General features: G+C 74.0%; 13 protein-coding genes and 1 pseudogene. 3 read left to right on the forward strand and 11 right to left on the reverse strand.

The window, feature by feature from the left end; translation table 11 throughout:
• Nucleotides 1-507: 507 nt before the first annotated feature.
• The 4 genes and pseudogenes from Voc01_RS53325 to Voc01_RS30540 form a co-directional block, all read right to left on the reverse strand.
• Nucleotides 508-9,816, reverse strand: a pseudogene (locus Voc01_RS53325) (fibronectin type III domain-containing protein); the annotation flags it as partial.
• Nucleotides 9,817-9,899: 83 nt separating this feature from the next.
• A complete protein-coding gene (locus Voc01_RS30530; protein WP_239160585.1) occupies nt 9,900-10,961 on the reverse strand; it encodes a TerC family protein in 1,062 nt (353 codons plus the stop codon).
• Nucleotides 10,962-12,379: 1,418 nt separating this feature from the next.
• The gene (locus tag Voc01_RS30535; RefSeq protein WP_203931061.1) at nt 12,380-13,528 is read right to left on the reverse strand and encodes a PucR family transcriptional regulator; all 1,149 of its coding nucleotides are present in this window, start codon (nt 13,526-13,528) and stop codon (nt 12,380-12,382) included.
• A 7-nt stretch (nt 13,529-13,535) separates the two neighbouring features.
• Entirely contained in the window at nt 13,536-14,798 is a 1,263-nt protein-coding gene (locus Voc01_RS30540; RefSeq protein ID WP_203931062.1) for a glycoside hydrolase family 32 protein, read from the reverse strand.
• A 22-nt stretch (nt 14,799-14,820) separates the two neighbouring features.
• On the opposite strand from Voc01_RS30540, the gene Voc01_RS30545 reads away from it, so the two are divergent.
• Nucleotides 14,821-15,387: an alpha/beta hydrolase gene (locus tag Voc01_RS30545; protein ID WP_203931063.1), complete on the forward strand. Its 567-nt coding sequence runs from the start codon at nt 14,821-14,823 to the stop codon at nt 15,385-15,387.
• Nucleotides 15,388-15,758: 371 nt separating this feature from the next.
• A complete protein-coding gene (locus tag Voc01_RS30550) occupies nt 15,759-16,535 on the forward strand; it encodes a hypothetical protein (protein ID WP_203931064.1) in 777 nt (258 codons plus the stop codon).
• Between the two features lie 3 nt (nt 16,536-16,538).
• On the opposite strand, the gene Voc01_RS30555 is transcribed toward Voc01_RS30550, so the two are convergent.
• The 3 genes from Voc01_RS30555 to Voc01_RS30565 form a co-directional block, all read right to left on the reverse strand.
• The gene (locus Voc01_RS30555; RefSeq protein ID WP_203931065.1) at nt 16,539-18,140 is read right to left on the reverse strand and encodes a hypothetical protein; all 1,602 of its coding nucleotides are present in this window, start codon (nt 18,138-18,140) and stop codon (nt 16,539-16,541) included.
• Nucleotides 18,141-19,301 carry an MFS transporter gene (locus Voc01_RS30560; RefSeq protein WP_203931066.1) on the reverse strand — a complete coding sequence of 387 codons (1,161 nt, stop codon included), beginning with the start codon at nt 19,299-19,301 and terminating at the stop codon, nt 18,141-18,143. It abuts the gene before it with no gap.
• A 72-nt stretch (nt 19,302-19,373) separates the two neighbouring features.
• Entirely contained in the window at nt 19,374-20,948 is a 1,575-nt protein-coding gene (locus tag Voc01_RS30565; RefSeq protein WP_203931067.1) for a pectate lyase family protein, read from the reverse strand.
• A 173-nt stretch (nt 20,949-21,121) separates the two neighbouring features.
• Here Voc01_RS30565 and Voc01_RS30570 point away from each other — a divergent pair, with 173 nt between their 5' ends.
• Nucleotides 21,122-22,126, forward strand: coding sequence for a DUF1295 domain-containing protein (locus Voc01_RS30570; protein ID WP_203931068.1), 1,005 nt, complete (start codon nt 21,122-21,124; stop codon nt 22,124-22,126).
• Here Voc01_RS30570 and Voc01_RS30575 read toward each other — a convergent pair.
• The 4 genes from Voc01_RS30575 to Voc01_RS30590 form a co-directional block, all read right to left on the reverse strand.
• Entirely contained in the window at nt 22,052-22,666 is a 615-nt protein-coding gene (locus Voc01_RS30575) for a DUF6518 family protein (protein ID WP_203931069.1), read from the reverse strand. The genes Voc01_RS30570 and Voc01_RS30575 overlap by 75 nt on opposite strands.
• 26 nt (nt 22,667-22,692) lie before the next feature.
• On the reverse strand, nt 22,693-23,574 hold the full coding sequence (locus Voc01_RS30580; protein ID WP_203931070.1) for a hypothetical protein: 882 nt from the start codon (nt 23,572-23,574) through the stop codon (nt 22,693-22,695).
• Nucleotides 23,575-23,637: 63 nt separating this feature from the next.
• Complete coding sequence (locus Voc01_RS30585; protein WP_203931071.1) at nt 23,638-24,462, reverse strand: SAM-dependent methyltransferase; 825 nt, start codon at nt 24,460-24,462, stop codon at nt 23,638-23,640.
• A gap of 51 nt (nt 24,463-24,513) precedes the next feature.
• Entirely contained in the window at nt 24,514-25,143 is a 630-nt protein-coding gene (locus Voc01_RS30590; RefSeq protein WP_203931072.1) for a class I SAM-dependent methyltransferase, read from the reverse strand.
• Nucleotides 25,144-25,163 lie beyond the last annotated feature (20 nt).

Here is a 25,163-nt window from a genome sequence, read left to right on the forward strand (position 1 = left end):
CTCAGCGGCCGCGGCCACCGACGCGCCCGACGCCGTGAGCACCTCGTGCAGCACGATCTGCACCGACGAGTTCGGCGCGAAGTCCGCGCCGAGGACCGTCACGGTCTCGCCGCCCGGTGCCACGGTGACGTTCGTCGAGCCCTTGCTCGTGGTGAGGTCCGGCGCGCCGGTCGGGCCGGTGTCGGGGAGGTCGGGCCAGTCCGGCCGGCCGGCGGTCGAGCCGACGGCGCCGTCGGAGCGGCGGTCGTGCAGGCCGTGGGCGCGCACGGTCACCTCGTAGTCGGCGTCGATCGGGACGTACATGACGCACTCGGTCGCGGCGGCGCCGACGGCGACGCACCACCCGTTGCCCGAGCCGGTCCGCGCCGAGTAGTAGGCGATGCCGCTGCCCTGGTCGGCGGGCGGCGTCCAGGAGACGACCAGCGAGCTGTACCGCGGGGTCACGGTGACGTCGGTGACCGGGCCGGGCTCGCGGCTCGGCACCGCCTGGTGGGTGGCCGTCGCCGGCGGCGACTCGTCGCCGGCTCCCCGCGCGACGACCGTCACCGTGTACGCGGTGCCGTTGGCGAGCCCGGTCACGGTGCAGCCCAGGCCCGTCGAGACGCACGTCTGCCCGCCGGGTTCGACGGTCACGAGGCTGTCGACGACAGCGGCGCCGGCCGTCGGTTGGGTCCACGAGACGGTCAGCTCGCCGTCGCCGGGCTCCACCCGCACGTCGGCCGGTGCCGCCGGCGCGCCGATCGACGACGCGCCCAGGCCCGGGGTCACCGGGTTGCTCCACGGGCTCGCCAGCGACAGCTTGCCGGCGACCGTCGCGCGGACCGTGAACGCGTACCGCACGCCGTTGGTCAGCCCGGTCACGGTGCAGGTCAGCGCCGTCGTGGTGCAGGTCGCGCCGCCGGGTGACGCGGTGACGGTGTACCCGGCCGCACCCGTCGACGCCGGCCACGACACCGTCGCCGACGAGTCCCCCGCGACCGCGTGCGCGCGGGCCGGGTTCGCCGGCAGGGTGCCGCGCGGCACCAGGCCGGTCACGTAGTCGCTGAGCGCCGACACGCCGGCCTGCCCGGTGGTGACGGCACCGACGACGACCCGGTACGTGCGCCCGTTGGTCAGCCCGGTGATCGTGCAGCTGGTCGCCGTGGCGGCGCGGCACCGGGCGCCGTCGGGGTAGGCGGTGGCGACGTGGTGGTCGATCCCGTCGCCGACCGTCGCCGACGGCGTCCACGACACGTGGATCGCGGCGTTGCCGGCGGTGGCGGTCACCGTGGTCGGCGCACCCGCGAGGCTCGCCGACGGGGTGACCGGCGCGGACGGCGCCGAGGGCGCCGACACCCCGGACTGCCCGACGCCGTACGTGCGCACCGTGAACGTGTACGCGACGCCGTTGGTCAGCCCGGTCACCGCGCAGGTGAGCAGCACCGTCGTGCAGGTGGCGCCGTTCGACGCGGTCACCACGTAGTGGTCGACGCCGGCGCCGGCCTGCACCGGCAGGCTCCACGAGACCACCGACCGGCCGTTGCCGACAGTCGCGGTGACCGACACCGGCGCGCTGGGCGGGCCGGAGACCACCAACGCCGGGGGCGCGCTCGCCGGTGAGGTGCCGCCGGGGCCGGCGGCGGTGACGGTCACCGTGTACAGCTGACCGGGCGCGAGGCCGGTGAGCTGGCAGGTCAACGCGACCGTGGTGCAGTGCGCGCCGCCGGGTGCGGCGGTCGCGGTGTAGCCGGTCAGGCCGGCGCCGAGGCCGGTCGGCGCGGTCCAGGAGACCACCGCGCCGTTCGCGCCCGCGGTGACGGTCACCGCGGCCGGTGCGGCGGGGGGACCGGTGAGCGCGGACCCGCTGGTGGCGGCCACCGACGTGCCGGCGGTGCCGAGCGCGACCACCGACGCGGTGTACGCGGTTCCGTTGACCAGCCCGGTGATGGCGCAGGTCAGCCCGGTCACCTCGCAGCTGGCGCCGCCGGGGCTGAGCGTCACCCGGTAGCCGGTGAGCCCGGCACCGGAGCTGAGCGGCGCCAGCCACGACACGACGGCCCGGCCGTTGCCGGTCACCAGCGACACCGACCGGGGTGCCGACGGCGCGCCGGTGACGACGGCCGGTACCACGGCGGGCGCCGAGACGCCGCCGGAGGAGGCGGCCGTCACCGAGACCGTGTACGGCAGCCCGTCGGTGAGCCCGGTGACCGTGCAGGACGAGCCCGTCGTCGTGCACGTGCCCGGGCCGGCGGTGACGGTGTAGCCGGTGGCACCGGCGACCGGCGTCCAGGAGACGGTCACCTGGCCGGCGCCCGGGGTCGCGACGACGCCGGTCGGCGCGGTCGGCACGAGGCCCGACGGCGTGACGGTCAATGTTGACGAGCTTGCGTCCGAGGCGCCGACCACGCCGTTCGCGACGACCGTGAACGTGTACGCGACCCCGTTGGCGAGCCCGGCGATCAGGCAGCTGGTCGCGCCGCCGGTGACGCAGCCGAAGCCGGGCGGCGTCGACGTCACGGTGTAGCCGGTGACGCCGGCGCCGGTGGTGGCGGGCGCGGTCCACGACACCGTCGCCTGGCCGTTGCCGACGACGGCCGTCAGGCCGGTCGGCGCGCCGGGCGGGCCGGTGATGGTCGGCACGGCGGTCAGGGCCGGCGCCGAGTTTCCCGCCGGACCGGTGGCGACGACGGTGAACGTGTACACGACCCCGTTCGTCAACCCGGTCACCGTGCAGTTGGTGCCGGCGGTGGTGCACGACGCGCCGCCGGGCGTGGCGGTCACCTCGTAGCCGGTGAGGCCGGCGCCGACGCCGGCCGGCGCGGTCCACGAGACGGTGGCCTGGCCGTCGCCGGCGACCACGGTGGTGATCGTCGGCAGGCCGGGAGCGCCGGTGGTCACCGGTGCCGACGGCGCGCTGGCCGCCGACTGGCCGGTGGCGCCAGCGCCGACCGCGTGCACGGTGAACGTGTACGGGGTGCCGTCGGCCAGGCCGGACACCACGCAGGTGTCGCCGGTGGTGGTGCACACGGCCCCTCCGGGCGAGGCGGTCGCGCGGTAGAACGCGATCCCGGCGCCCGGGCTGGCCGGCACGGTCCAGTGCAGGCTGGCGCTGCCGGCACCGGGCGTCGCCGTGACGCCCGTGGGCGCGCCCGGCGGCCCCGGCGTCACCGCGGCCGACGCGACGCTCGCGGCGGAGTCGCCGCTGACGCCGTTCGCCACCACGGTGAACGTCACCGGCACCCCGGGCGTGAGCCCGGTGACCGTGCACGTGGGCAGCGCGCCGGTACAGCTCTGCCCGCTCGACGCGCTCGCCGTGTACCCGGTGACTCCGGCGCCCACCTCCGCGGGCGGGATCCAGGAGAGCACCACGGAGTGGTCCCCCGGCACGCCCGTGACACCCGTCGGCGCGCCCGGCGGGCCGGGCACCACGGCCGGCGGCGGCACGCCCGACACCGACGTACCGGTGCTGCCGATGCCGTTCGTCACCACGGTGAACGTGTGCGGCAGCAACGGGTTGAGCCCGGTCACCGTGCAGGTCAGCGTCACGGTGGTGCACTGCGCCCAACCGGGGGACGCGGTCACGGTGTACGAGGCGACTCCGGCACCGGCGTTGACCGGCGCCGTCCACCGCACCTGTGCGGTGCCCAGTCCCGGTACCACGATCACGCCGGTCGGCGCGCCCGGCGGGCCGGGGGTCACGCTCAGCGCGGTCACCCCGGCCGGAGACGTGCCGGAACCGCCGGACCCCACCGCGACCACGCTGAACGTGTACGCGGTGCCCGACACGAGCCCGGTCACCGCGCAGGTGGTGCCGACGGCGGTGCAGGTGCGGCCGCCGGGCGAGGCGGTCACCGTGTAGGAGGCGATGCCCGGGCCGGCCACGAGCGGCGCGGTCCACTGGACGGTCGCGGTGCCGGCGCCCGGGGTCGCGACGACCGCCGTCGGCGCGCCCGGCGGGCCGGGGGTCACGCCGGTGGCGGTGACCGTGGGCACCGACGGACCGGTGTCGCCGACGCCGACCGCCACCACCGAGAACGTGTACGCGGTGGTGTTCGACAGCCCGGTGACGGTGCAGGTGAGCAGCGCGGTGGTGCACGACGCGCCGCCCGGCGACGCGGTCACCACGTAGTTCACGATGCCGGCGCCGTCGTGCCCCGGCGCGGTCCACGACACGGTCGCCTGGCCGGCGCCGACGACGGCGTCGACCCCGGTGGGCGTCCCCGGCGGGCCGACCTTGACGGCCAGCGACGGTGTTGACGAGATTGACGTGCCACCGGGTCCGACGCCGACCACGACGAACGTGTACGGCTCGCCGGCGTCGAGCCCGGTGACCGTGCACCAGGTGGCGACGGTGACGCACGTCTGCCCGCCCGAGCCGGTGACCAGGTAGCCGGTCAGACCGGCACCGGTGTTGGCGGGCACGGTCCACGACACGGTCGCCTCGTTCGAGCCGGCGTCGACGGTCACGCCGGTCGGTGCCGCCGGCGCGCCGGTGCTCACCGCGGCGCCGCCGACCGCCGGCAGCGAGTCGCCGCCGGGTCCGGTCGCCACGACGGTGATCAGGTACGGGGTGCGGTCGGTCAACCCGGTCACCACGCAGGAGGTGACATTGGTGCCCACCTGGCAGCCGCCGTCGTTCGGCGACAGCACCACCTCGTAGCCGCTGATCCCGGCGCCGGCACCGGCCGGTGCGGTCCAGGAGACGGTGAGCTGCCCGGTGCCCGGGGTCACGGTGACGCCCGTCGGCGGCCCCGGCGCGCCGGTGACGACGCCGAGGGTGGTCGGCAGCGACAGCCCGCCGGGGCCGCCGGCGCGCAGCGTCGCCGTGAAGGAGCCGGCCGGCACGTCGGTGACGGTGCAGGTCAGCGCTCCGTTGGTGGAGCAGGTGTGTCCGCCGGGGTCCAGCGTCACCGTGTAGGCGTCGATGCCCGCGCCGGCGAACGTCGGCGCCACCCAGGAGACGGTGACGTCGTCGCCGGCCACGACCGTCTGCACCCCGGTGGGGAGGCCCGGCGATCCGACGCCGGCGACCGAGACTGCCGGTGCCGAGGAACCGCCGCTGCCGGTGGCGACGACCGTCACCGCATAGGTGCCGGGCGCCACCGCGATGTCGCAGGTGGTGGCCGCGGTCGTGCAGGTGGCGCCGCCGGGCGTGAGCGTCACGGTGTAGCTCGCGACGTCGCCGGTCGCGGCCTGCCAGCTCACGGTCACCGAGTCGGCGTCGGCCGTCGTGGTGATGTCCGTCGGCGCGCCGGGCAGGTCGGCGGTCGGGGTGACCGGCAGCGAGACGTCGCTGAGCGGTGAGCTCCCCGCGCGTCCGAGGGCGACCACGGTGAACGTGTACGCCTGCGCGTTGATCAACCCGTCGATCGCGCACGCGGTCGCGGTGGTCGTGGTGCACGTGGCGCCGCCGGGCGTGGCCGTCACGAGGTAGCCGGTCACACCGGCGCCGGTTCCGGTCGGCGCGGTCCACGACACGGTGACCTGCCCGTTGCCGGCCATCGCGGTGACGCCGGTCGGCGCGTCGGGCGGGCCGCTGGTCACCGGTGCGCTCGGCAGGCTCGGCGTCGACGCCCCGGTGCCGGGCGCGCCCGTGGCGACCACGGTGAACGTGTGCGCAACGCCGTCGGTGAGGCCGGTCACCGCGCAGGTGGTCGTGGCGGTCGTGCAGGTGCGGCTGTCGGGCAGGCTCGTGACCGTGTAGGACGCGACGCCGGCGCCGGTGTTGCCCGGCGCGGTCCACGAGACGGTCACCTCGCCCGGCGTGGTGGTGGCGACGGCGGTGACCGCGGTCGGCGCACCCGGCGGGCCGGGGGTCACGGCCGACGACGGCGCGCTGGCCGCCGAGTCGCCGCTGAGACCGGTCGCCACCACGGTGAACGTGTAGGCGGTGCCCGGGGTGAGCCCGGCGACCACGCAGCTCGTGCCGACCGGCGCGAGGCAGCCGGGGCCACCCGGGCTGGCGGTCACCGCGTAGCCGGTGACGCCGGCGCCGGTGGTGGCCGGTGCGGTCCAGGAGACGGTCGCGGACGCGATACCGGGTGCCGCGGTGACGCCGGTCGGCGCGCCGGGCGGGCCGGGCGTCACGGCCGAGGCGGTCGTGCCCGCGGCGGACGTCCCGTTGCCCGACGCCACCACGGAGACGGTGTACGCCTGCCCGTTGGTCAGGCCGGTGATCACGCAGCTCGTGCCGACGGCCGTGGTGCAGGTCCGCCCGCCGGGGCTCGCCGTGGCGAGGTAGGAGGTGATGCCGCCGCCGGTCTGCGCCGGCGCCGTCCACGAGACGGAGAGCTGGGCGTTGCCGGCGGTGGCGGTCACCCCGGTCGGCGCGCCCGGCGGACCGGGCGTCACCGCGTTCGACGCCGCGCTCGCCGCGGAGCTGCCGCTGCTGCCGGTGCCGACGGCGACCACCGTGAACGTGTACGCGGTGCCGGCGCTCAGCCCGGTGACCGCGCAGCTCGCGCCGGTGGACGTGCAGGTCCGGCCGCCCGGCGAGGCGGTCACGGTGTAGCTCGCGACGCCGGCGCCGGTGACGACCGGCGGCGTCCAGGAGACCATCGCCGCGTTCGCGCCGGCGACCGCCGCCACCAGCGTCGGCGCGCCCGGCGGGCCGGGGGTCACCGCTGTGGTGGTCACCCCGGGAAGCGACGACCCGGTGCTGCCACCGCCGACCGCGACCACCGCGAACGTGTACGGCACCAGGTTGTCGAGATCGGTGACGACGCAGCTCGTGGCGCCGGCCGTGGCCGTGCAGGTCCCGCCGCCGGGGGTCGCGGTGACGTCGTACCGCGCGATGCCGCCGCCAGGGTTGGCCGGCGCGGTCCACGACACCGTGACCCGGTTCGGGCCGGGTGTCGCGGTGACGCCGGTCGGCGCGCCCGGCGGCCCCGGGATCACCGGGTCGCTGACCGCGGCGGGTGACTCGCCGACGCCGACGGCCACCACGGAGAAGGTGTAGCCGGTGCCGCTGGTGAGCCCGGCGACCGTGCAGGTCGTGGTCACGCTGAGACAGGTCGCGCCGCCCGGCGACGCGGTCACCCGGTAGCCCGTGAGGCCGAACGGCAGCACGGTCGGCGCGGTCCACGCCACGGTGACCGAGGCCGCCTTCGCGGTCGTGGTGACGCCCGTCGGCGCGGTCGGCGCCAGCGGTGTCACCGGCGCGCTCGGCGTGCTCGGGTCGGAGTCGCCGAGGTCGCCGAGGCCGACCGACACGACCGCGACCTGGTACTGGGTGCCGTTGTCGACGCCGGTGATCCGGCAGCTGTTCTGGTTCGACAGCAGCACGACGCACGCGTGCGGGCCCGGCAGCGCGGTCGCGACGTAGCCGGCGACGAGGTCGCCGCCGAGCAGCGGCAGGTCCCAGGTGACGTCGAGGAAGCCGTTGCCGGCGCTCACCAGCACGTCGGTCGGCGCGCCGGGCGGGCCGGGGGTGACGGCCGTGCTCGGTACGCTCGCCGGCGAGCTGCCGGTGGTGCCGGCGCCGACCGAGGTCACCGTGAACGTGTACGCGGTGTTGGCGGTCAGCCCGGTGACGGTGCAGGTCGTTGCCCCGCTCGCGGTGCAGGCCTGCCCGCCCGGGCTCGCGACGACCGTGTAGTGGTCGATGCCGGCGCCGGCCGACAGCGGCGGCAGCCACGCGACGACCGCCGACCGGTCGCGCGGCACCGCGGTGACCAGCGTGGGCGTGCCCGGCGGACCGGGGACGACCGGCAGCGACAGCAGGCTCGCCAGCGAGTTCCCGGTGCCCGGCACGCCGGTGGCGACGACCGAGAACGTGTACGCGACGCCGGACGTCAGCCCGGTCACGGCGCACGACGTGCCGGTGGTCGTGCACGTCTTCCCGCCCGGCAGGCTCGTGACGGTGTACCCGGCGATGCCGCCGCCGGTGTTGGCCGGCGCGGTCCACGACACGGTGGCCGCGTTCTGGCCGGGGGTGGCGGTGACGCCGGTCGGTGTACCCGGCGGGCCCGGGGTCACACCGGCAGTGGACGCGCTGGCGGGCGAGGCGCCGACGAGGCTGGTCGCCACGACCGTGAACGTGTACGGGGTCCCGGGCAGCAGCCCGTTGACGGTGCACGAGGTGCCGCTCGTCGCGCAGCCCGCGATGCCCGGCGAGGCGCTGACGAGGTAGCCGGTGATCCCGGCACCGGCGTTGGCCGGCGCGGTCCAGCTGACGGTGGCGGAGGCGCCGCCGGCGGTCGCGGTGACGTCCGTCGGCGCGCCCGGCGGACCCGGGATCACCGGCGCGGTCGGCGCGCTGGGCTGCGACTGTCCGGTCAGCCCGACGCCGTTCGCGACCACGGTGACCGTGTAGCTCTGCCCGACGAGCAGGCCGAGGATGGAGCAGCTGCGCTCGGTCGGCAGCAGGGCGACGCACTGGTTCAGCAGCAGGCCGGGGTCGGCCGTGGCCGTGTAGCCGGCGATGCCACCACCGGGGTTGTCCGGCGCGTCCCACGAGACGTTGATGACGCCGAGCGCGCCGACGGTCACCTTGACGTTGCGCGGCATGCCCGGCGGTCCCGGCACGACCGCCGACGTGGTCGCGGCGGCCGACGACCCGGTGCCGCCGACACCGACCGCGACGACGCCGAACGTGTAGCTGGTGCCGCTGGTCAGCCCGGTCACCGTGCAGGTGATGCCGGTCGTGGTGCAGGTCTTCCCGTCGGGCGTCGAGGTGACCACGTAGCGGTCGATGCCGCCGCCGACGTTGAGCGGGCCGAGCCAGCTCACCTGGGCGGAGGTGGCGCCGGCGACCGCGCCCGCGCCGATCGGCGCGCCGGGCGGGCCTGGCGCGACCGCGACGGTGAGGTTGCTGGCCGGCGACGTTCCGGAGGTGCCGGGCGCGATCGCGACGACGCTGAACGTGTACAGCGTTCCGGGCGTCAGGCCGGTGACGGTGCAGGAGGTGCCGGTCGTCGTGCACGACTGGCCGGAGAGGAGGGCGGTCGCGGTGTAGCGGTCGATGCCGGCGCCGACGTTGGCCGGCGCCGTCCAACTCATCGTGACCGAGTTCGCGCCGGCCGTGGCGGTCGCGTTGGTCGGTGCTCCGGGCGGGTTGTACGGGTCGACGACGGAGACGTTGACCGGGCTCGTGGCGACCGACGTCTCGCCGGACCGGTTCGCCACGACCACGACCGACCAGGTACCGGAGGGAACGGTGGTGATCGTGCAGCCGAGGCCGCTGGTCGTGCAGGTCTTCACGGTGGCGCCGCTGGTGGCGGTGGCGGTGTAGCCGCTGACCCCGATGCTGAGGGAGCCGACCCAGGTGACGCCGATCTGGTTGGTGCCGCCGGTCGCGACCACCAGCGTCGGCGGCAGTGGTGCTGCCTGGATCGTGGCGCCGGGTTCGCCGTCGTCGTCGCCGCTCGCGCTGGCCCGCGGGCCGGGCCGCCCGTCGCGACCGCCGGACGGTGCCCGGCTGCTGGCGGGCGTGGCGACGGCGCTCCCCGCCGGCTTCGTCGACGCGTTCCTGTTCACCTTGCCCGGCGGTGGGCTGGCGGCCCGTGTGGGCCGGCCGGTGGTCCGCGGGGTGGCCGGTCTCTGCGTGCCGGCCTGTCTGCTGGCCGGACCGGCCTGTTTGCCGGCCTGGTTGCTGGCCGGGCCGGCCTGTTTGCCGGCCTGTTTGCCGGCCGGGCCGGTGCGGCTGCCGGCCTGACTGCCGGCCGGGTCGCGGGCGCCGCTGGCGGGTACGGCCGGTGGGTCGACGGGCGCCGGCGTCGCCGCCAGGACGGGCGCCGCGTCGGCCCGGCGCGCCGCTCCGATCGCGAGGAGCGTCACCAGGCCGAGCATCCCCACCCCGGCCACGACCAGGAGAACCCTGGCCCGCCCGTTGCCCATGATGTCGTCCCCCACGTGACACCGAATCGCAATTGCTCCGTCACTCTAAGCAACAGAACTGGCGTCACGTGGGGATTCGACGGTTACGGGCTGCCTTCCCGGGCGAGCCGCTCCCGGTCGTCGTCGACCTGCCCGGTGGCGGCTGTCCCGGCGTCGCCGGTCCCGTCGTCCTTTCCGGCCTCGACCCTTTCGGCGGCGGCCTCGACCGGCGCGGGCGCCGGCCGCGTGAGGCTGAGCACCACCGACCCGGCGAGCACCAGCACCACCACGGCAAGGCTGACCAGCGACGGGATCTCCGGGATCGAGGTACTGATCGTCTTGTGGGCGGCCTGCAGGATCAGCTTGACGCCGATGAAGCCCAGGATGATGGCCAGGCCCTTGGACAGGTAGTGGAACTTGTCGAGCATTCCGGAGAGGAAGAAGTACAGCGCCCGCAGGCCGAGGATCGCGAAGGCGTTCGAGGAGTACACGATGAACGTGTCGTCGCTGACCGCGAGCACCGCCGGCACACTGTCGACGGCGAACACCAGGTCGGCGGCCTCGATCGCGACCACGACCACGAACATCGGGGTGGCCACCCACTTGCCGGCGACCTTCACGAAGAACTTCGCGCCCGAGTACTGCTCCTGCACCGGCACCACCTTGCGCACCAGGCGCACGGCGATGTTCTTCCGCGGGTCGTACTCCTCGTCGTCGTCCTTCATGAGCTTGTAGGCGCTCCAGAGGAGGATCGCCGCGAACACGAACAGCACGACGGTGAACGTGCTGACGATGGCCACGCCGGCCGCGATGAAGATCGCCCGGAACACCAGGGCGCCGATGACCCCGTAGAACAGGGCCCGGTGCTGGTACTCCCGCGGTACCGCGAAGTACCCGAAGATCAGGGCGAAGACGAACAGGTTGTCGACCGACAGGCTCTTCTCGAGCAGCCACGCGGTGGTGAACTCGACGGCCGCCCCCGTGCCGAGGCTCGCCCACACGAGCCCGGCGAACAGGAGTGACACCCCCACCCAGACCGCACTCCACACGGCCGCCTCGCGGAAGCCGATGATGTGTGTCCTCCGGTGCGCGAACAGGTCGATCAACAACATGATCACCACGCTGCCCGCGAACACGGCCCAGAGCCACGCTGGCACGTCGAGCACTGATACCTCCTGGGGGTAGTCGAACGGGTACGTGCTCAATCGTTCCCGTAAACCCCCAGGTAGGACCCGGTCCCTGTCCGGACAAGCAAACCCCGGCAACCTTGCCGGACCCCGGCAACCCCGGCCAGCCGCAGCACCCCTCCGATGTCGGGCCCGATCCTCGCGGTGGTGGCCCGGCCCCTGCGACCGCGCCCTTCGCCCTTCGCCTTTCGCCCTTCGCCGCCCGTCGCCCATCCCCCCATCCCCAGCACTCACCCCTCCCCCGGCCCGGATGCCTCCCCACCCGGTCCCGGGGCCGGACGCCCCCAATCGGGGCAGGGCGGAGTGTCCGGGGGACCGGTGTCACTGCGCGTTGCCGAAGCCCGCCCCTCGCGAGGGCGCGGTGACCACTTGATCGTCGTTTGAGGAACGAACCCGCAGCCTGACCTCACGTTCGTTCCTGGTGCCTGAGTAGTGGGCGGTTGTCGAGTATGTGCCGGGAGAGAAAGTGCTGTCCGGGACGCGTTTTGTCTCCCCGGTTGCCGCCGACAGGCGCCCGGCACCCGGGGGTTGTCGATCGAGGAAGACGAGGGCGTCTCGGGGCACCATCCGTCCTCGATCGACACCGGTGGACACGCCAGCCACACGACCGCCAACCGCCACCGGTCGAGGGATCGACGGGCCGAGATCGCGGTCCTTACTCCCCGTGACAACCCGTCGATACCCGTTCGACCGTTTCGCGCCGCTGTCAACCGGACAAGATCAGCTTTCCAGGAACCACAGTGAAGCCTGACTTCACTCCTGTTCCTGGAAAGCTGATCTTGTTGGTTCGATCGACCCGGACCCGGTTCCGCTAACGTCACGCAGCGTGAGATCTCTCGGGGATGGCGCGGGCCGGAACAACCTGTGCATCGCAGCAGGCCAGAAGGGCGGTGCGAGTACCTGAACAGCTACCGTTCGTGGTAACTGTTCACCTGGTTGTGGTGGCTGTTCGTCGGACACTTGTGGTCGCTGTGCCGCCAAAGGTGTCCGGCGGGGCCGGAGGCGACCGTGTCAGCCAGTGTCGGCCGGCGTCGATCGAGGAGGTCATGGCGATGTTGGACTTCCGTACACGTCATGGCATGTCCGGAAGTCCAAGATCGGGCCGGGAGGACACAGCCACCGGCGCCCACCACCGCCTGAATAGTTATCGTTCCCGGAACAGCAAACAAGGCGGCCGGCCCAGGGCCGTGCGGGCAGGTCCGGGACGACGGACGGTAAAGGCTCAGCCGAAATGCCGGCTTTGACCGGCCGTCGCCCGCACACGAAGCTGCGACTCGAGACACTGGCCGCCGCCCGCAACACCCGCGCCGCCGTCGCGCGCGTCCACGCGCGCTGATCCCGCGGGACGGGGTCAGGCGCGCGGGAGCGCAGAAAGGTTCAGCGCAAGGGACCCGGGCTCAGTCCAGCGGGACCTCGGGCCAGTTCAGGAGCTTCGCCGCCGTCACCGCGGCCTGCACCGTGAAGCGGTTGGCCGGGTCGGTCGGGTCCCTGCCGATCAGGTGGGTCACCCTCGCCAGGCGGTAGGTCACGGCCCGCACCGAGAGGTGCAGCCTCGCCGCGGCCTCCGTGGCCACGCACCCGCTCTGGTAATACGCGTCGAGGGTCTCCAGCAGTTGACCCGGACCGCCGCGCGCATCGAGCAGCGGCGCCAGCGTGCCGCGGATCAGGTCGTGCACCGCGGGACGGTCGCGCAGGAGCACCCGGTACACAGCCAGCTCACCGGCGTCGACCACGGGATGGACCAGGCCCAGGCGGTCGGCGATCTCCAGCGCGTACCTCGCCTCGTCGTGGCTGGCCCGCACCGCGGCCGCACCGGTGCGTGGGGTGCTCACCGCCCCCCGCCAGCCGCCTCCGGAGTAGTGGCCGTCGAGGACCGAGCCCACCGCCCGGGACACCAGGTCGACGGCGTCGGCGTCGGGGGCGGCGAACACGCACACGAGGTCACCGTCGTGCAGGTCGACCAGCGGTTGGGCGTCACCGTAACGGCCCTGCAGCGCGCGCTCGACGCGCAGCGGGAGCCCGGCGGCGGCCGGGTCGGTGAAGTGTGCCCGCACCACCAGCACCGAGACGGGGCCGCTGAGTACCAGGCCGAGGTCGGCCGCCGGGCCCGCCGCGTCGACCGCCTGCGGACCGCCGGCGAGCAGGCTCTCCAGCACCTCCCGCTTGGTCGACTCGCGCAGCCGGCCGAGGTCGGCCAGGGCCAGCTGGTAGCCCTCCACCAGGGCCGCGACCCCGTCGTCGGCGGCACGCAACATGCTCAATGCGGCGGCCCGCACCTGGCCGGCGTCGCCGCGGCTGACCTCGGGCACGTCGCGCCACAACCGCCAGCCGGCGGACAGGTACAGGTCCACCAGCGCGCGCATCGCGATTCCCTGGGTCGCCGCCCGGCGCCCGGCCGCGACACACGCCGCCAGCTCCGGGCGCCGCAGCCTCCGCCCGGCGGCCGTCGCCGCCACCACCGCGGGCAGGAACCCGCCGAGCAGCTGCGCGTCGATCCCACCGGCGTCACGCGCCGCCGCCCGGCCCACCTGCTCCAGGTCACCCACCAGGCAACTATGCCGTGCGCCAGGCCCGCACGGGTGCATCCGCGCGGATCGACCAGCGTCCGGCCGCCGTCGGGTACGCCCGGGTGGTCAACGCCCGCCCGGACCCGTCGAACGCCTCGACCATCGAACCGTCGACCAGGATCCGGGGCCGGCCGCCGCCGGGCGCGAGGTCGAGCACGGTCCGTTCGGCGCCGTCGTCAACATGGATCAACATGACCCGACCGGACCCGGTGAGCTCGGCATCGAACGAGTCCGCGTGGAACGGCGTGTGGGTAGGGAGCGCCGCACCCCGGAGACCGGTGAGCTCGGGCACGGGGTGCGTGCTCACGCGGTCACCCTGAATGTGCAGCTCGCGGCAGAACGTGAGCGACCCGGCCCAGCCCGCGACCTGCTCCGGCGGGCGGTCGAGCTCCCACGCCCAGCCCCACATGAGGACGCGGTCGGCGAGCGGGAGCACCTGCGGGGCGTAGAAGCAGGGACCGGTGTCGAGGAGCCCACCGGTGCGGGGTACGAACCGGGGTCCCGCCACGAGGTCGCCGACGAGGTACCGGACCCCGGCGAGGTGGCTGCCCGCGCGCCACAGCGACACGATCAGCACCCACCGGTCGCCGAGCCGCACCAGGTTCGGGCACTCCCAGATCTCCGCCGGCGCGATCGCCGCGGCCACCGGGTCGTCGGCGGTGAGGAGGGACCCGAGCGGCGTCCACCGGGTGAGGTCGTCGCAGCCGTACACGAGGACCCGGGCGGGTCCCCGACCCTCGTTGTGGCCGGCACCCTGGATCGCGTAGCGATGACCGTCAACATTGACGAGAAACGGGTCGCGCACGTCGGTGATCGTGGGGTCGTCGGGCTGGCCGATCACCGGGGTGCGGTCCTGGTGCCACTCGCGCATCGACCGGTCGCTGCGCGCGAGCACGACCTCGGCGCGGTGCCCGGAGTCGCGCACGGCGCTGTAGACCGCCGTGGGCACGCCGGCGTCGTCGACGACGCAGCCGCTCCAGCACCCGTGGCCGTCGACCTCGCCCGGCCGGTTGTGCAGGGCCACCGGCTCCTCCCGCCACCGGAGGAGGTCGGTCGAACTCATGTGACCCCAGCGGATGGCGCGGTGGGTGGCCTCGTCGGGGTTGTACTGGAAGAAGACGTGGTACCGCCCGTCGACGAACGACAGGCCGTTGGGGTCGTTGATCCACCCGTGGCGGGGCCGGCCGTGCAACCGCGGAAACCTCGCCCCATTCGCCTCGGCGCTGGCCTGGCCGGTCGCGTCGGGCATCCGTCCACCGTAGCCTTGCCGGATGGCGGACGCGCTGCTGCTTCCCGGGCGCGGATACGGTCCCACCACCGGCCTGCTCTGGTACGCCGGCGACGTGCCGGTCCGCCGGGGCGCGACGTTGCACCGTCATTCATGGGCCGGCGCCGTACCGGATCCGTTCGCACCGGCCACGGAGGGCTGGGTCGCCGGGCAGGTGGCGCCGCTGCTCGACGGGCGTCCGCTGGTCATCGGCAAGTCGCTCGGGTCGCACGCCGCGGCCCTTGCCGCCGACCGGGCGCTGCCGGCGATCTGGCTGACCCCGTTGCTCACCGCGCCCTGGATCGTGGCGGCCCTCGGGCGGGCGCCCGCTCCGTTCCTTCTCGTCGGCGGCACCGCCGACACGCTGTGGGACGGCGCGGTGGCGCGCCGGCTGACCCCGCACGTCCTGGAGGTCACCGACGCCGACCACGGCTTGTCGGTGCCGGGCCCGGCCGTGGCGTCGGTGAACGTGCTGGCCCGGGTGGTCGACGCGATGGACGCGTTCCTCGACGGGGTTCCGTGGCCGTCCCGGTCCTCCCCTCGCAGTGGTGACCGGCGCATAACCACCTGAAACCGCACAAAGGACGAGACGCCCGCACGATCGACCCGGGTGGAGGGATCCCACCGGGCCCGCGGTGCGTACGTGTATGGAGGATCGCCGATCATGGGGTGAGTCGGGGGTTGAACATGGCGTCCACGCCGGCCGGGCCGGATCTCGGGCCGCATACCGGGTTTCCGGCGCATACCGGTTCTTCGGCCTATACCGGGTTTCCGGGGGATTCCGGGTTTCCGGGGCGTTCGGGTGAGCCGACGGATTCCGGTTTTCCCGGCACCGGGGACTCGGCCGGGGTCTCCGAGACCGGGGAGCCGCAGACCCGGGATCCCTCCTCCGCGTCGATCGTGCCGCAGTACCGGGAGCCGGACGGTACGCAGGAGATGTCGATGCTCCCGGACCCTCCGCGGCGGCGCTTTCCGCTCGGCGGGGTCCTGGTGGGCGCGGCACTCGTGGTGCTGGTCGCGCTGGTGAGCGTCACGTTCGCCCGGTTCATCGACCCGCCCACCCGGGACGCCGGTGCCACCCGGGGGGAGCCCGCGACCCCACCCGGGCCCGAGCGCCTCGTCACCGGTCCCCTCGGCGGGACGACGGAGGCCGAGTTCCAGCTGGCCGCGGGCGTCACCGCGGTGGTGGTGCGCGCCGCCGACCTGGGCAACGACCTGTACCGCGCGTCCACCCCGGACGGGTCGGGCTTCATCCCGCGCGTGTCCCGCGAGGGCGACGTGGTCAAGTTGCGCCTCGTCAATGTTGTCGACAACGGCACCTCCGACACCGTGACGATGGAACTCAACCAGCGGGTCAAGTGGCGCGTCACGCTCGTGGGCGGGTCGGAGTCGGCGAGCGTCGACCTGCGTTCGACGTCCGTCGCCGGGGTCGACTTCACCGGTGGGGTGGCGCGCATCGAACTGTGGCTGCCGAAGCCGCAGGGCTCGGTGGCGGTGCGGATGCTGGGCGGGGCCGAGGACTTCGCGGTGCACACGCCCATGGGCGTCCCGGTGCGGGTCGTGCTGACGAAGGGTGCTGCATCGGTCACGGTCGACGGGGTGCGGCGCACAGGGGTGGTCGCCGGCACCCGTCTCATACCCACCGGATGGGACACGGCCCGCGACCGCTACACGATCGACGCCGTCGCGGGTCTCGCAACGTTGACGGTCAGCCGTTGACGGTCAGCCGTTGACGGGGCCGGCCAGGATCCGGGCGTCGAGGCCGCTGATCGCGGCGGCGTAGCGGGCGTCGGCGGGGTCGCCCCGTCTCAGGAGGGCTCGACGCAACGCCCACGCGAGCGGGAGGTCGCCGGCGACGGCGCATGCGGCGAGCAGCCGGGGGCCGTCGGACGCGTCGCCGTCGAGGGTCACGGTCCGAATGGCGGCGAGCAGGGTCCGCGCGTCGTCCGAGGTGGCGGGTACGGGGCCCGCCGCGTCGCGGGAAGGGCCTGCCGTGGTGGGTGCGGCGGCTATCACGGCCCGGGCGGCGGCGAGGTCGTCGAGGTCGGTGAGGAGGTCGCGGACGCGGTCGGCCGGGTCGGGGGCGTCGTCGGGCCAGCGGGCGGCGGCGGCGCGTACCGGGGCCTCGGATCCCCGGCGCCCGACCAGCGCCATGGCAGCCGCCGTCGAGAGGCGGAGGTCGTCGTGGGTCAGCAGAGTGGTGACCGCGACAGCGTCGAGCCGGTGCTCGGGGCGGCACCAGAACGGCCGCAGGGCCAGCACCCGCACGTCGACCGGCCGTGCCCCGTCGGTGTAGACGGTGGCCAGTGCCCGGTACGCCCGGTCGGCCACCGGACCGTCGGCGGTGCGCAGGCACTCCACGACGGCGTCCGCGACGGTATCGGCGCCCGCCAGCACGAGCCGGTCGTCGTCGAGGACGGCGAGGGTTGCGGGCAGGTCGGCGGCGGTCCCGTGTTCGGCCACAGTGGACAGTGCGCCGGCCACCGTCTCCGCCGAGGGACCGGTGAGCGTCGCGCGTGCCGTTGCCAGGTCGGCGATCTCGGCCAGGCGGTGGCGGACCTCGTCCGCCGGGTACGGCGCGTCGCCGGGCCAGCCGGCTACGACGTCGGCCACGCGGGTGGCCACCTCCGGGGACGGGTCGCCGTCGAGGAGGTACCGCGCGGCCGCGACGGCGAGGGGCACCGCGGGGTGGCGCAGCAGTCCCGCCACCTCCTCGTGGTGGCGCGGTCCCAGGGTCCCCACCGCCTCCACCCGGACCTCGACGGGAAGCCGTTCGTCGGTGGCCATGCCGGCGAGCCACGCGTCGACGTGCGAGCGGGTCGCCGGGTCGGCGTCGGCCAGGCGGACCTCGACCGGCCAGAACGCGTGCCGATCGAGCAGGTCATCGGCAGCCATCGCTTCGACCACGGTCATGACGAGCGGTAGCTCGGAGGAGTCGCCGACGTGGGTCAGGGCGCCCAGCGCGCTGCGCCAGCCCGACAGGAGCAGCGGCTGGTCGGTCAGCGGGATCCCGGGCCGCGAAACGGCCGTGAGCATCTCCCGCGCCGCGGCGCGTACGGCGTCGTCGAAGAGGACCAGCGGGTTCTCGATGCCCCACCGGCCCTGCGCCTCCGCGTAGACGTACTGGTCGAGGGCGACCCCGCGGGCCCGCACGTCGGTGCTGTGCACCAGGGCGCGGAACGCGGCGAGCAGGGCGTGGGGGTCGTGGGTGGCGTACCCGGCCAGCGGCGTCTCCGGGGAGGCCCCGTTCAGCGTGACCAGGGCCCGGCGGTCGTCCGCCGACAGCTCCCCGACGTCCCAGTGGTAGGAGGAGAACCCGAACACTCAACGCTCCACAGTGGACGGTGCCGGTCGCATGACGGTGGCGCTCGCCGCCACGAACAGCGCCAGCACGACGGGGATCAGCAGCGCCGCGGGCAGTCCGACCCACGTGGCGGCGGCGCCGATCGCGATCGGACCCAGCAGGAACCCGAGATAGCCGATGCTGACCACAGTGGACAGAGCACGCCCGGCCCGCTGCGTGTCGCGGTCGCCGGCCGCGGAGAAGATCTGCGGCGCGACGCACGACAGGCCGGCGCCGAGCAGTCCGAACCCGACGACGCCGGCGACCGGATGGTCGACCAGCAGCGCCACGCCGAGACCGGCGGCGGCCAGCACCCCGCTGCCCTGCACCAGCCGTACCGGGCCGACCGCGCGGACGAGCGGGTCGCCGGCGAAGCGGCCCACGGTCATCGCGATGGAGAACGCGGCGTACCCGTAGGCGGCGAAGCCGGCACCGCTGCCGAGGTGGTCGCGCAGGTACACGGCGCTCCAGTCGGCGGCCGCCCCCTCGCCGACGAGCGTGCACAGCACCAGGAAACCCAGGAACAACAGGACGTAGGAACGTGGCCTGGAGAACCGGTCCTGGGAACGTGCGTCCACTGTGGATGTGGAAAGGACCCACAGCGACGCCCAGACGGCCAGGACCACGACGGCGGCCCCGACGGCGAGGAACGTGGCGCCGGCGCTGACGCCGCGGCCGGCGAGGACGCCGCCGGTGATGGCGCCGCAGAAGCCGCCGATGCTGTAGACGGCGTGGAACGACGACATGATGGGGCGGCCGGCGGCGCGCTGCACCTCGATCGCGTTGGCGTTCATCGCGATGTTGAGGGTGCCGTGCGCGGCGCCGAACAGCACCAGCGCCACGCACAGCCCGACGAGCCCGGTCATGTACCCGGGGACGACGAGCAGCACGCCCTCCAGCAACGCCGCCGGCACCAGCACGCGCGAGCTGCCGAAGCGGTCGGTGAGGCGGCCGATCGCCGCCATGCCCACGATGCATCCGGCGGCGAACGCCAGCAACGCGATGCTCAACCGGCCGTCGCTGAGACCGAGGCGCTCCTTGACCGCGGGGATGCGCGCGGTCCACACGCCGAGCGCGGCGCCGAAGAGGAAGAACGTGAGCGAGGTGGCGACGCGCCCGCGCCGGACGCGCCCGGTCATCATGCCGTGATCATAAGCCGTGCAGGGGCGATGGCCCGCCCGAGGCGCCGGTTGCGCTCCGCGGGCCGCCGGTCGTCAGATCCTTCCGGTGCCCGCGTTGGCGGTGACGGAGGCCTTGACCGTGCCGACGTTCTCGGGCGAGTAGCTGTACGGCAGCGCCGCGACGGTGCCGTTCACCTCGCAGGGGCCGGAGTTGGTCAGCGAGTTGTTCCGGGCGACCAGCCGCCCGGGACCCGAGTCGGCGTAGCCGCTCGCCGACCAGCAGGCCTGCTGCACGTTCTCGAACACGTTCGCCTCGACGAGGAGGCCGGCGTTCTCGGTCGACGCGATGGCGTACGAGTCGGCGTTGTTGTTCACGTTCGTGTAGTAGTTGTTGAAGACGTGCACGGTCTCGCCGAAGCGCACCCGCGGGCTGCGCTCGAAGGTCCGGTCGAACCAGTTGTGGTGGTAGGTGATCCGCAGGTGTCCGATGTCCTCGGAGCCGTTGCCGTCGGAGTGGCCCACCAGTGACGTCTTCCAGTGGTTGCGGACGATGTTGTACGACACCGTGATGTAGTCGGCCGCGTGGGTCATGTCGATCATGCCGTCGTAGAAGTCGACGTCGCTTTCGATGGTGCTCTGCATCGTGTTGTGGTCGAGCCAGATGTGCGTCGCGTTCTCGATCTGGATCGCGTCGCCACCCGGGACCCCGCGGATGTTGAGGTTCTGGATGATCACGTTGGCGGGGTGCATGTCCTCGATGTTGAGCGTCGTACCGGACACGCCGGAGTTGGCGCCGACACCGCGGATCGTCTTGTTCGCCGTGACCTCGATCGTGCCCGAGCCGCTGAGCATCCCGTCGACGAGGATCGTCCGGGTGCCCGCGGCCTGCGCCTGCGTGCGCAGGTCGGCCCACGTCGACACGGTGACCGTCGGGCCGCCCGAACCACCGGTGGTGCCGCCGGCCTGGGTCGCCCAGCCGAGGATCCCGGTCGGCGGCTGCGGGTTCTGCGACTGGGACTGGGACTGGGACGGCGGTCCCGATGACGACGGCGAGCCCGGCTGCGACGGCGACTGCGGCTGGCTCGGGCTCGGACCGGCCGCGTCGGTGACGACGACGTCGTCGAAGGAGCCGGCGGTGTAGTTGGCGAGCAGCCCGGCGCGTCCGGTGGAGTAGGAAGCGTCCGAGGCGGTCACGACCGTGCTGCCGTTGACCGAGCCGACCAGCGAACCGCCGGTCGCGCTCAACGACAGCGTGTACCAGGTGCCCGGCGTCGCCGTGAACGACGCCGACGCGAGCGTGGTGGTCGCGCCCTTGCGGAGCTGCACGGCGGTCGGCGTGACGACGAGCGCGTAGAAGCTCGACGTGCTCTGCACGCGGGCCGTGACACCGACCCCGCGCGAGCCGTTGCCGCTGAACGTGTTCGGCCGCACCCGCGCGGACACCGTGGCGGTGGTCCACGAGGTCTGGCCGGCCGAGGCCTTGGCGCTGGCCCCGGTGCCCGACTGCGAGTAGACGCCGGACGACACCGACCAGCTTCCACCCGACGTGCTCCAGCCGCCGGCGTTGCCGTCGTCGAAGTCGTCGGAGAGCAGGGTGGCGGCGTTCGCGGCGGTGGCCACGGTGAAGACGAACGCGGTGGCCAGGACGGTGGCGGCAAGAGCGCTCATGGTGCGGCGGGGATGCTTCGGTGGGTGCACTGGTGGACCTCCATGTCCCACGGCTTCCCGTCGGGCGACGACAGGAAAGCGCTTTCCTCTCACGGTATGAAGAAGAAATTACGTCGGTCAATGGATTGCGTTTGCAGCTTTGTTGCATGGCCGCCGGGGCCTACGCTTCTCGCATGACGATCGGCGGCAGTGAATACCGGGTGGGTCGTGGCCTGGCCACCACGTCGCGGGCGCTCGGGTTCGCGGTGGTCACGGCCGCGTACGTGCTCGCGGGACTGGCGGCGTGGGCCGTCGTCGCGGCCGTGCCCGACCAGCATCCGCTGCTGGTGACGTTCTGGGCCGACCTCGCCGCCACGGTCGTGGTGTTCGGGGTCTCGATGGCGGTCGGGAACTCCAGCCTGTACGACGCGTACTGGAGCGTCGCGCCACCGGTGATCGCGGTCGCCTGGGTGGTGTGGGCCGGCGGGCTCACGGTGCGGCAGGCGGTCGTGCTGCTCCTCGTCCTCGTCTGGGCCGTACGGCTGACCGCGAACTGGGCGGTGTCGTGGCGCGGGCTCAGCCACGAGGACTGGCGGTACGTGCAGATCCGCGGCGGGCTCCCGCGCCGGGTGCCGTGGTGGCTGGTCAGCCTCACCGGCATCCAGGTCATGCCCACGGTCGTCGTATTCCTCGGGATGCTCGCGGTGTGGCCGGCGGTCACGGAGACCGGCCGGTCGTTCGGCGTCCTCGACGTGCTCGCCGTCGTGGTGACGGCCGCCGCGATCGCGACCGAGGCCCTCGCCGACCGGCAGCTGTACCGCTTCGCGGCCGACCCGGCCAACGGCGGCCGCATCATCGACCGGGGACTGTGGCGGTACTCCCGGCACCCGAACTACCTCGGCGAGATCGGCTTCTGGTGGGGCATGTGGCTGTTCGGGCTCGCCGCCGCGCCCGGGTGGTGGTGGACGATCGTCGGACCGGTCGCCATGGTGCTGCTGTTCACGTTCGTCAGCGTGCCCATGATGGACCGGCGCTCGATCGAGCGCCGCCCGGCGTACGAGGAGCACATGCGCCGCGTGCCGGCGATCGTCCCGTCTCTCGTGTGGCGCCGGCCCACACGCGCGTCATCCGAAACCCGCGACGACGAACGCCGCGACCCCGACGACGGCCAGGGGCACGGCGGCGGCCAGGGCCTGTAGACGGCGCCGCCACGGCGCGACGGCCAGCACCACGACGAGCACACCGAGCGCGACGTCGAGCGCCGCCTGCCACGCCGGTTCCGTGCCGTAGCTGGGATCGCCGACGCGGCCGGCGAGCAGAGCCGCCTCCGCGAACAGCACCGCGCCCGGTGCCGCCGCGCCGACCACCTGCCGCCACCCGTCCGTCCGCGCCCACGCGCCGGCGACACCGAACACGACACCGGCGAGAACGCCGAACGCCATCCACAGCAGGGAACTCGGCTGCCCGATGACGGCGAGGTCGTCGTCCTGGACCAGCGTCGCGGCGAGGTAGTAGCTCGGCACCGCGACCACGAGCCCGACCGCCGCACCGCCGGCGGCGACGCGCCACGCCCGGGCCCGGTACCCGTACCAGAACGCGGCGACGGCCCAGACGGCACTGGAGTTCCCGAGGTGCGCGACGGCCGACGGCATGAACCTGATCCAGACGAAGTCGAGGAAGCCCAGCAGAAACCCCCCGGCCACCGCGACGACGGCCATCCACCGATGATCGGGTCGCATCCGGCCGAGCCTACCGGGTGTGCGGCTCAGCGGCCGAGCGTCGCCGCGTCCGCGACCCGCTGCCGCCAGGCGGCGCGGACCGCGTCGAGCTCGGTCCGGTGACGCCGCTCCCAGGCGTCGAGGTTCGCGGCGACGACCCGCATCGCCTCCCGGTACGCGGGAAGCCGGCACTCCACGTCGAGCGCGAACGCCTCGTCGAGGGCCCGCAGGCCGCGCGTCCACTCGGGATCCGGCGGTTGGCCGTCGAGCGGAGCGTGCCCGGCGGGCAGGCGGGCCTGGAACAGGAAGTCGGAGCGGTCCGGGACGTCGTGGCCGAGGCGGGCACGCATGCACGGCCGGTAGCGCTCGAACGCCGCGGTCACGCGCGGGTCCCGGAGGACGGTCTCGAGCAGGTCGACGAAGCCGGCGAGTCGGTACGCGCCGGGCGGCGGGTCGAAGTCGTGGTACGCCCGGTACTCGTAGGGCGCGCGGCACCGGTTCAGCGCCTCGATGTCGGTGGAGCCGACCCAGCCCCGTCCCGTCAGACCCGCGCGGGACAGCCTCGCCCCGGCGATCGTGTTCAGCACCAGCCGCCGGCCGCGCTCGGTGACCGAGTCGAACACGGTGGCGCTCCCGGTGCCGTAGCCCAGGTCGGCGTCGGTGAAGTCGGCGTAGAAGCTCACGAACGGCGCCATGCGGTAGGGACGGCCGGCCGCCGCCATGCAGGCCGCCACCCCACCCTCGACCCGGTGGTAGTTGAGCCGCTCGGACGCCCGCAGCTCCTCGGCGGTCCCGGTGATCGCGACCGCCAGCGCGTCGAGCCGTGCGGCCGTCGGCCCGACGGGTCGCGTGGCGGTGGCCCCGGGTGGCGTCGGTGCCTCCGCGGGAGGCCCGCCGCCGGAGGGACCGAGGATCAGGACCACGGCCACCCACGCGGGGACCGTCAGGAACCGTCGCCACACGCCGGCCCAACGAGCGGGCCCGCCGGGCGGCTACGGCTTGCGGCCGACGCCGCCGATCATCGTGTAGCGGGTGTCGGTCTGCGCCGAGGGGTCCTCGCCGTCGGGGCGCCAGTCGGCCAGCGGGCCCAGACCGGGCTCGACCAGCTCGAAGTCGCCGAAGTAGGCGGCGATCTCCTCCCGCCGGCGCCAGCGGCCGGTGCCCATGGTCTCGTTGAACAGCCGCTCGGCCTCGAGCGCCTTCTCCGAGATGCGCGGGTGCTCCTCGGCGGGGTTCCAGAAGTGGATGATCCCCAGGTAGCTGCCCGACGGCAGCGCGTCGCGCAGGGTTCTGGCGATGCGGGCCGGGTCTTCGGAGTCGTGCACGTGGTGCAGGATCGAGAACAGCAGCAGCCCGACCGGCTCGGTGAAGTCGATGCGCTCGCGCACCTCGGGGTGCTCGAGGATCTCCTCCGGCCGCCGGATGTCGGCCTCGATCACCGTGGTGGTGGACTCGTTCGCGAGCAGCGCCCGGCCGTGCACCAGCACCATCGGGTCGTGGTCGACGTAGACGGTGCGGATCGTCTTGTCGACGTCGTGGGCGACCTGGTGGACGTTGGTGGCGGTGGGAAGCCCCGAACCGATGTCGAGGAACTGCTTGATGCCGGCCTCGGCCGCCAGGAACCGCACCACCCGCCGCAGGAACGCCCGGCAGGCCCGGCCGGCCTCCTTCGCGTCGGGCGCGATCTGCAACGCCCGCTCGGCCGCCATCCGGTCGATCGCGAAGTGGTCCTTGCCGCCGACCATGTAGTCGTAGACCCTGGCCACGTTCGGCCTGGTGACATCGATACCGCGAGGTGCCACCTCGTCGCCGACCACGCGACCCTCCTATGTGGATACTGCGTTGACGGTGAATATACCTGTCCGTCGCTACTCCGTGTGTACCCGGTTCGGGTGGATCGCGTGGATCCGTTCCACGGTGCCGGCCTTCAGCCGCTCGACCTCGACGACCTCGAACCCGGCCGCCTCGACCAGCGGCAGCTGACGCCGGGTGAAGTGCTCCCCCGCCGTGCGGATCGTCACGCGCTCCAGCAGCCACTGCGCCGCCCGCACCGGGGGCCACGTGCTGGCGACGTGGTCGAGCAGCAGCAGCCGCCCACCGGGCACCAGCACCCGGCGCATCTCCGCGACCGCCGCGGCCGGGTCGGGAATCGAGCAGAGCGACAGCGCGCACACCACCGTGTCGAACGACGCGTCGTCGACGGGCAGCCGCTCGGCGTCCCCTTCGACGAGCGCGACGGCGCGACCCTCCTCCGCGGCGCGGCGCCGCGCGATCGCCAGCATCTCCGGGCTGAGGTCGACGCCGGTGAGGTCGACGTCCGCGGGGTAGAACGGCAGGCTCCGCCCGGTTCCGATCGCGACCTCGAGCACCCGCCCCCGCGCGCGGGCGCCGAGCCACTCGCGTCCGCCGGTGAACTGGACGCGTTCGAAGAACGCGATCTGCCGGTCGTAGGTCGGCGCGTACCGGTTCCAGACGCTCCGCTGCCGGTCGGTGTCCATCGCCCGACCGTAACGTGGTC

The sequence above is a fragment of the Virgisporangium ochraceum genome (assembly GCF_016863655.1).
Taxonomy (GTDB): Bacteria; Actinomycetota; Actinomycetes; order Mycobacteriales; family Micromonosporaceae; genus Virgisporangium; species Virgisporangium ochraceum.

What these genes read in the sequence shown, in the direction of transcription:
- Voc01_RS30565 (WP_203931067.1), bottom strand. Translation starts at nt 20,948, where the DNA reads ATGAGCGCTCTTGCCGCCACCGTCCTGGCCACCGCGTTCGTCTTCACC.
- Voc01_RS30550 (WP_203931064.1), top strand. Translation starts at nt 15,759, where the DNA reads ATGCTCCCGGACCCTCCGCGGCGGCGCTTTCCGCTCGGCGGGGTCCTG.
- Voc01_RS30590 (WP_203931072.1), bottom strand. Translation starts at nt 25,143, where the DNA reads ATGGACACCGACCGGCAGCGGAGCGTCTGGAACCGGTACGCGCCGACC.
- Voc01_RS30560 (WP_203931066.1), bottom strand. Translation starts at nt 19,301, where the DNA reads ATGATGACCGGGCGCGTCCGGCGCGGGCGCGTCGCCACCTCGCTCACG.
- Voc01_RS30575 (WP_203931069.1), bottom strand. Translation starts at nt 22,666, where the DNA reads ATGCGACCCGATCATCGGTGGATGGCCGTCGTCGCGGTGGCCGGGGGG.
- Voc01_RS30545 (WP_203931063.1), top strand. Translation starts at nt 14,821, where the DNA reads ATGGCGGACGCGCTGCTGCTTCCCGGGCGCGGATACGGTCCCACCACC.
- Voc01_RS30570 (WP_203931068.1), top strand. Translation starts at nt 21,122, where the DNA reads ATGACGATCGGCGGCAGTGAATACCGGGTGGGTCGTGGCCTGGCCACC.
- Voc01_RS30540 (WP_203931062.1), bottom strand. Translation starts at nt 14,798, where the DNA reads ATGCCCGACGCGACCGGCCAGGCCAGCGCCGAGGCGAATGGGGCGAGG.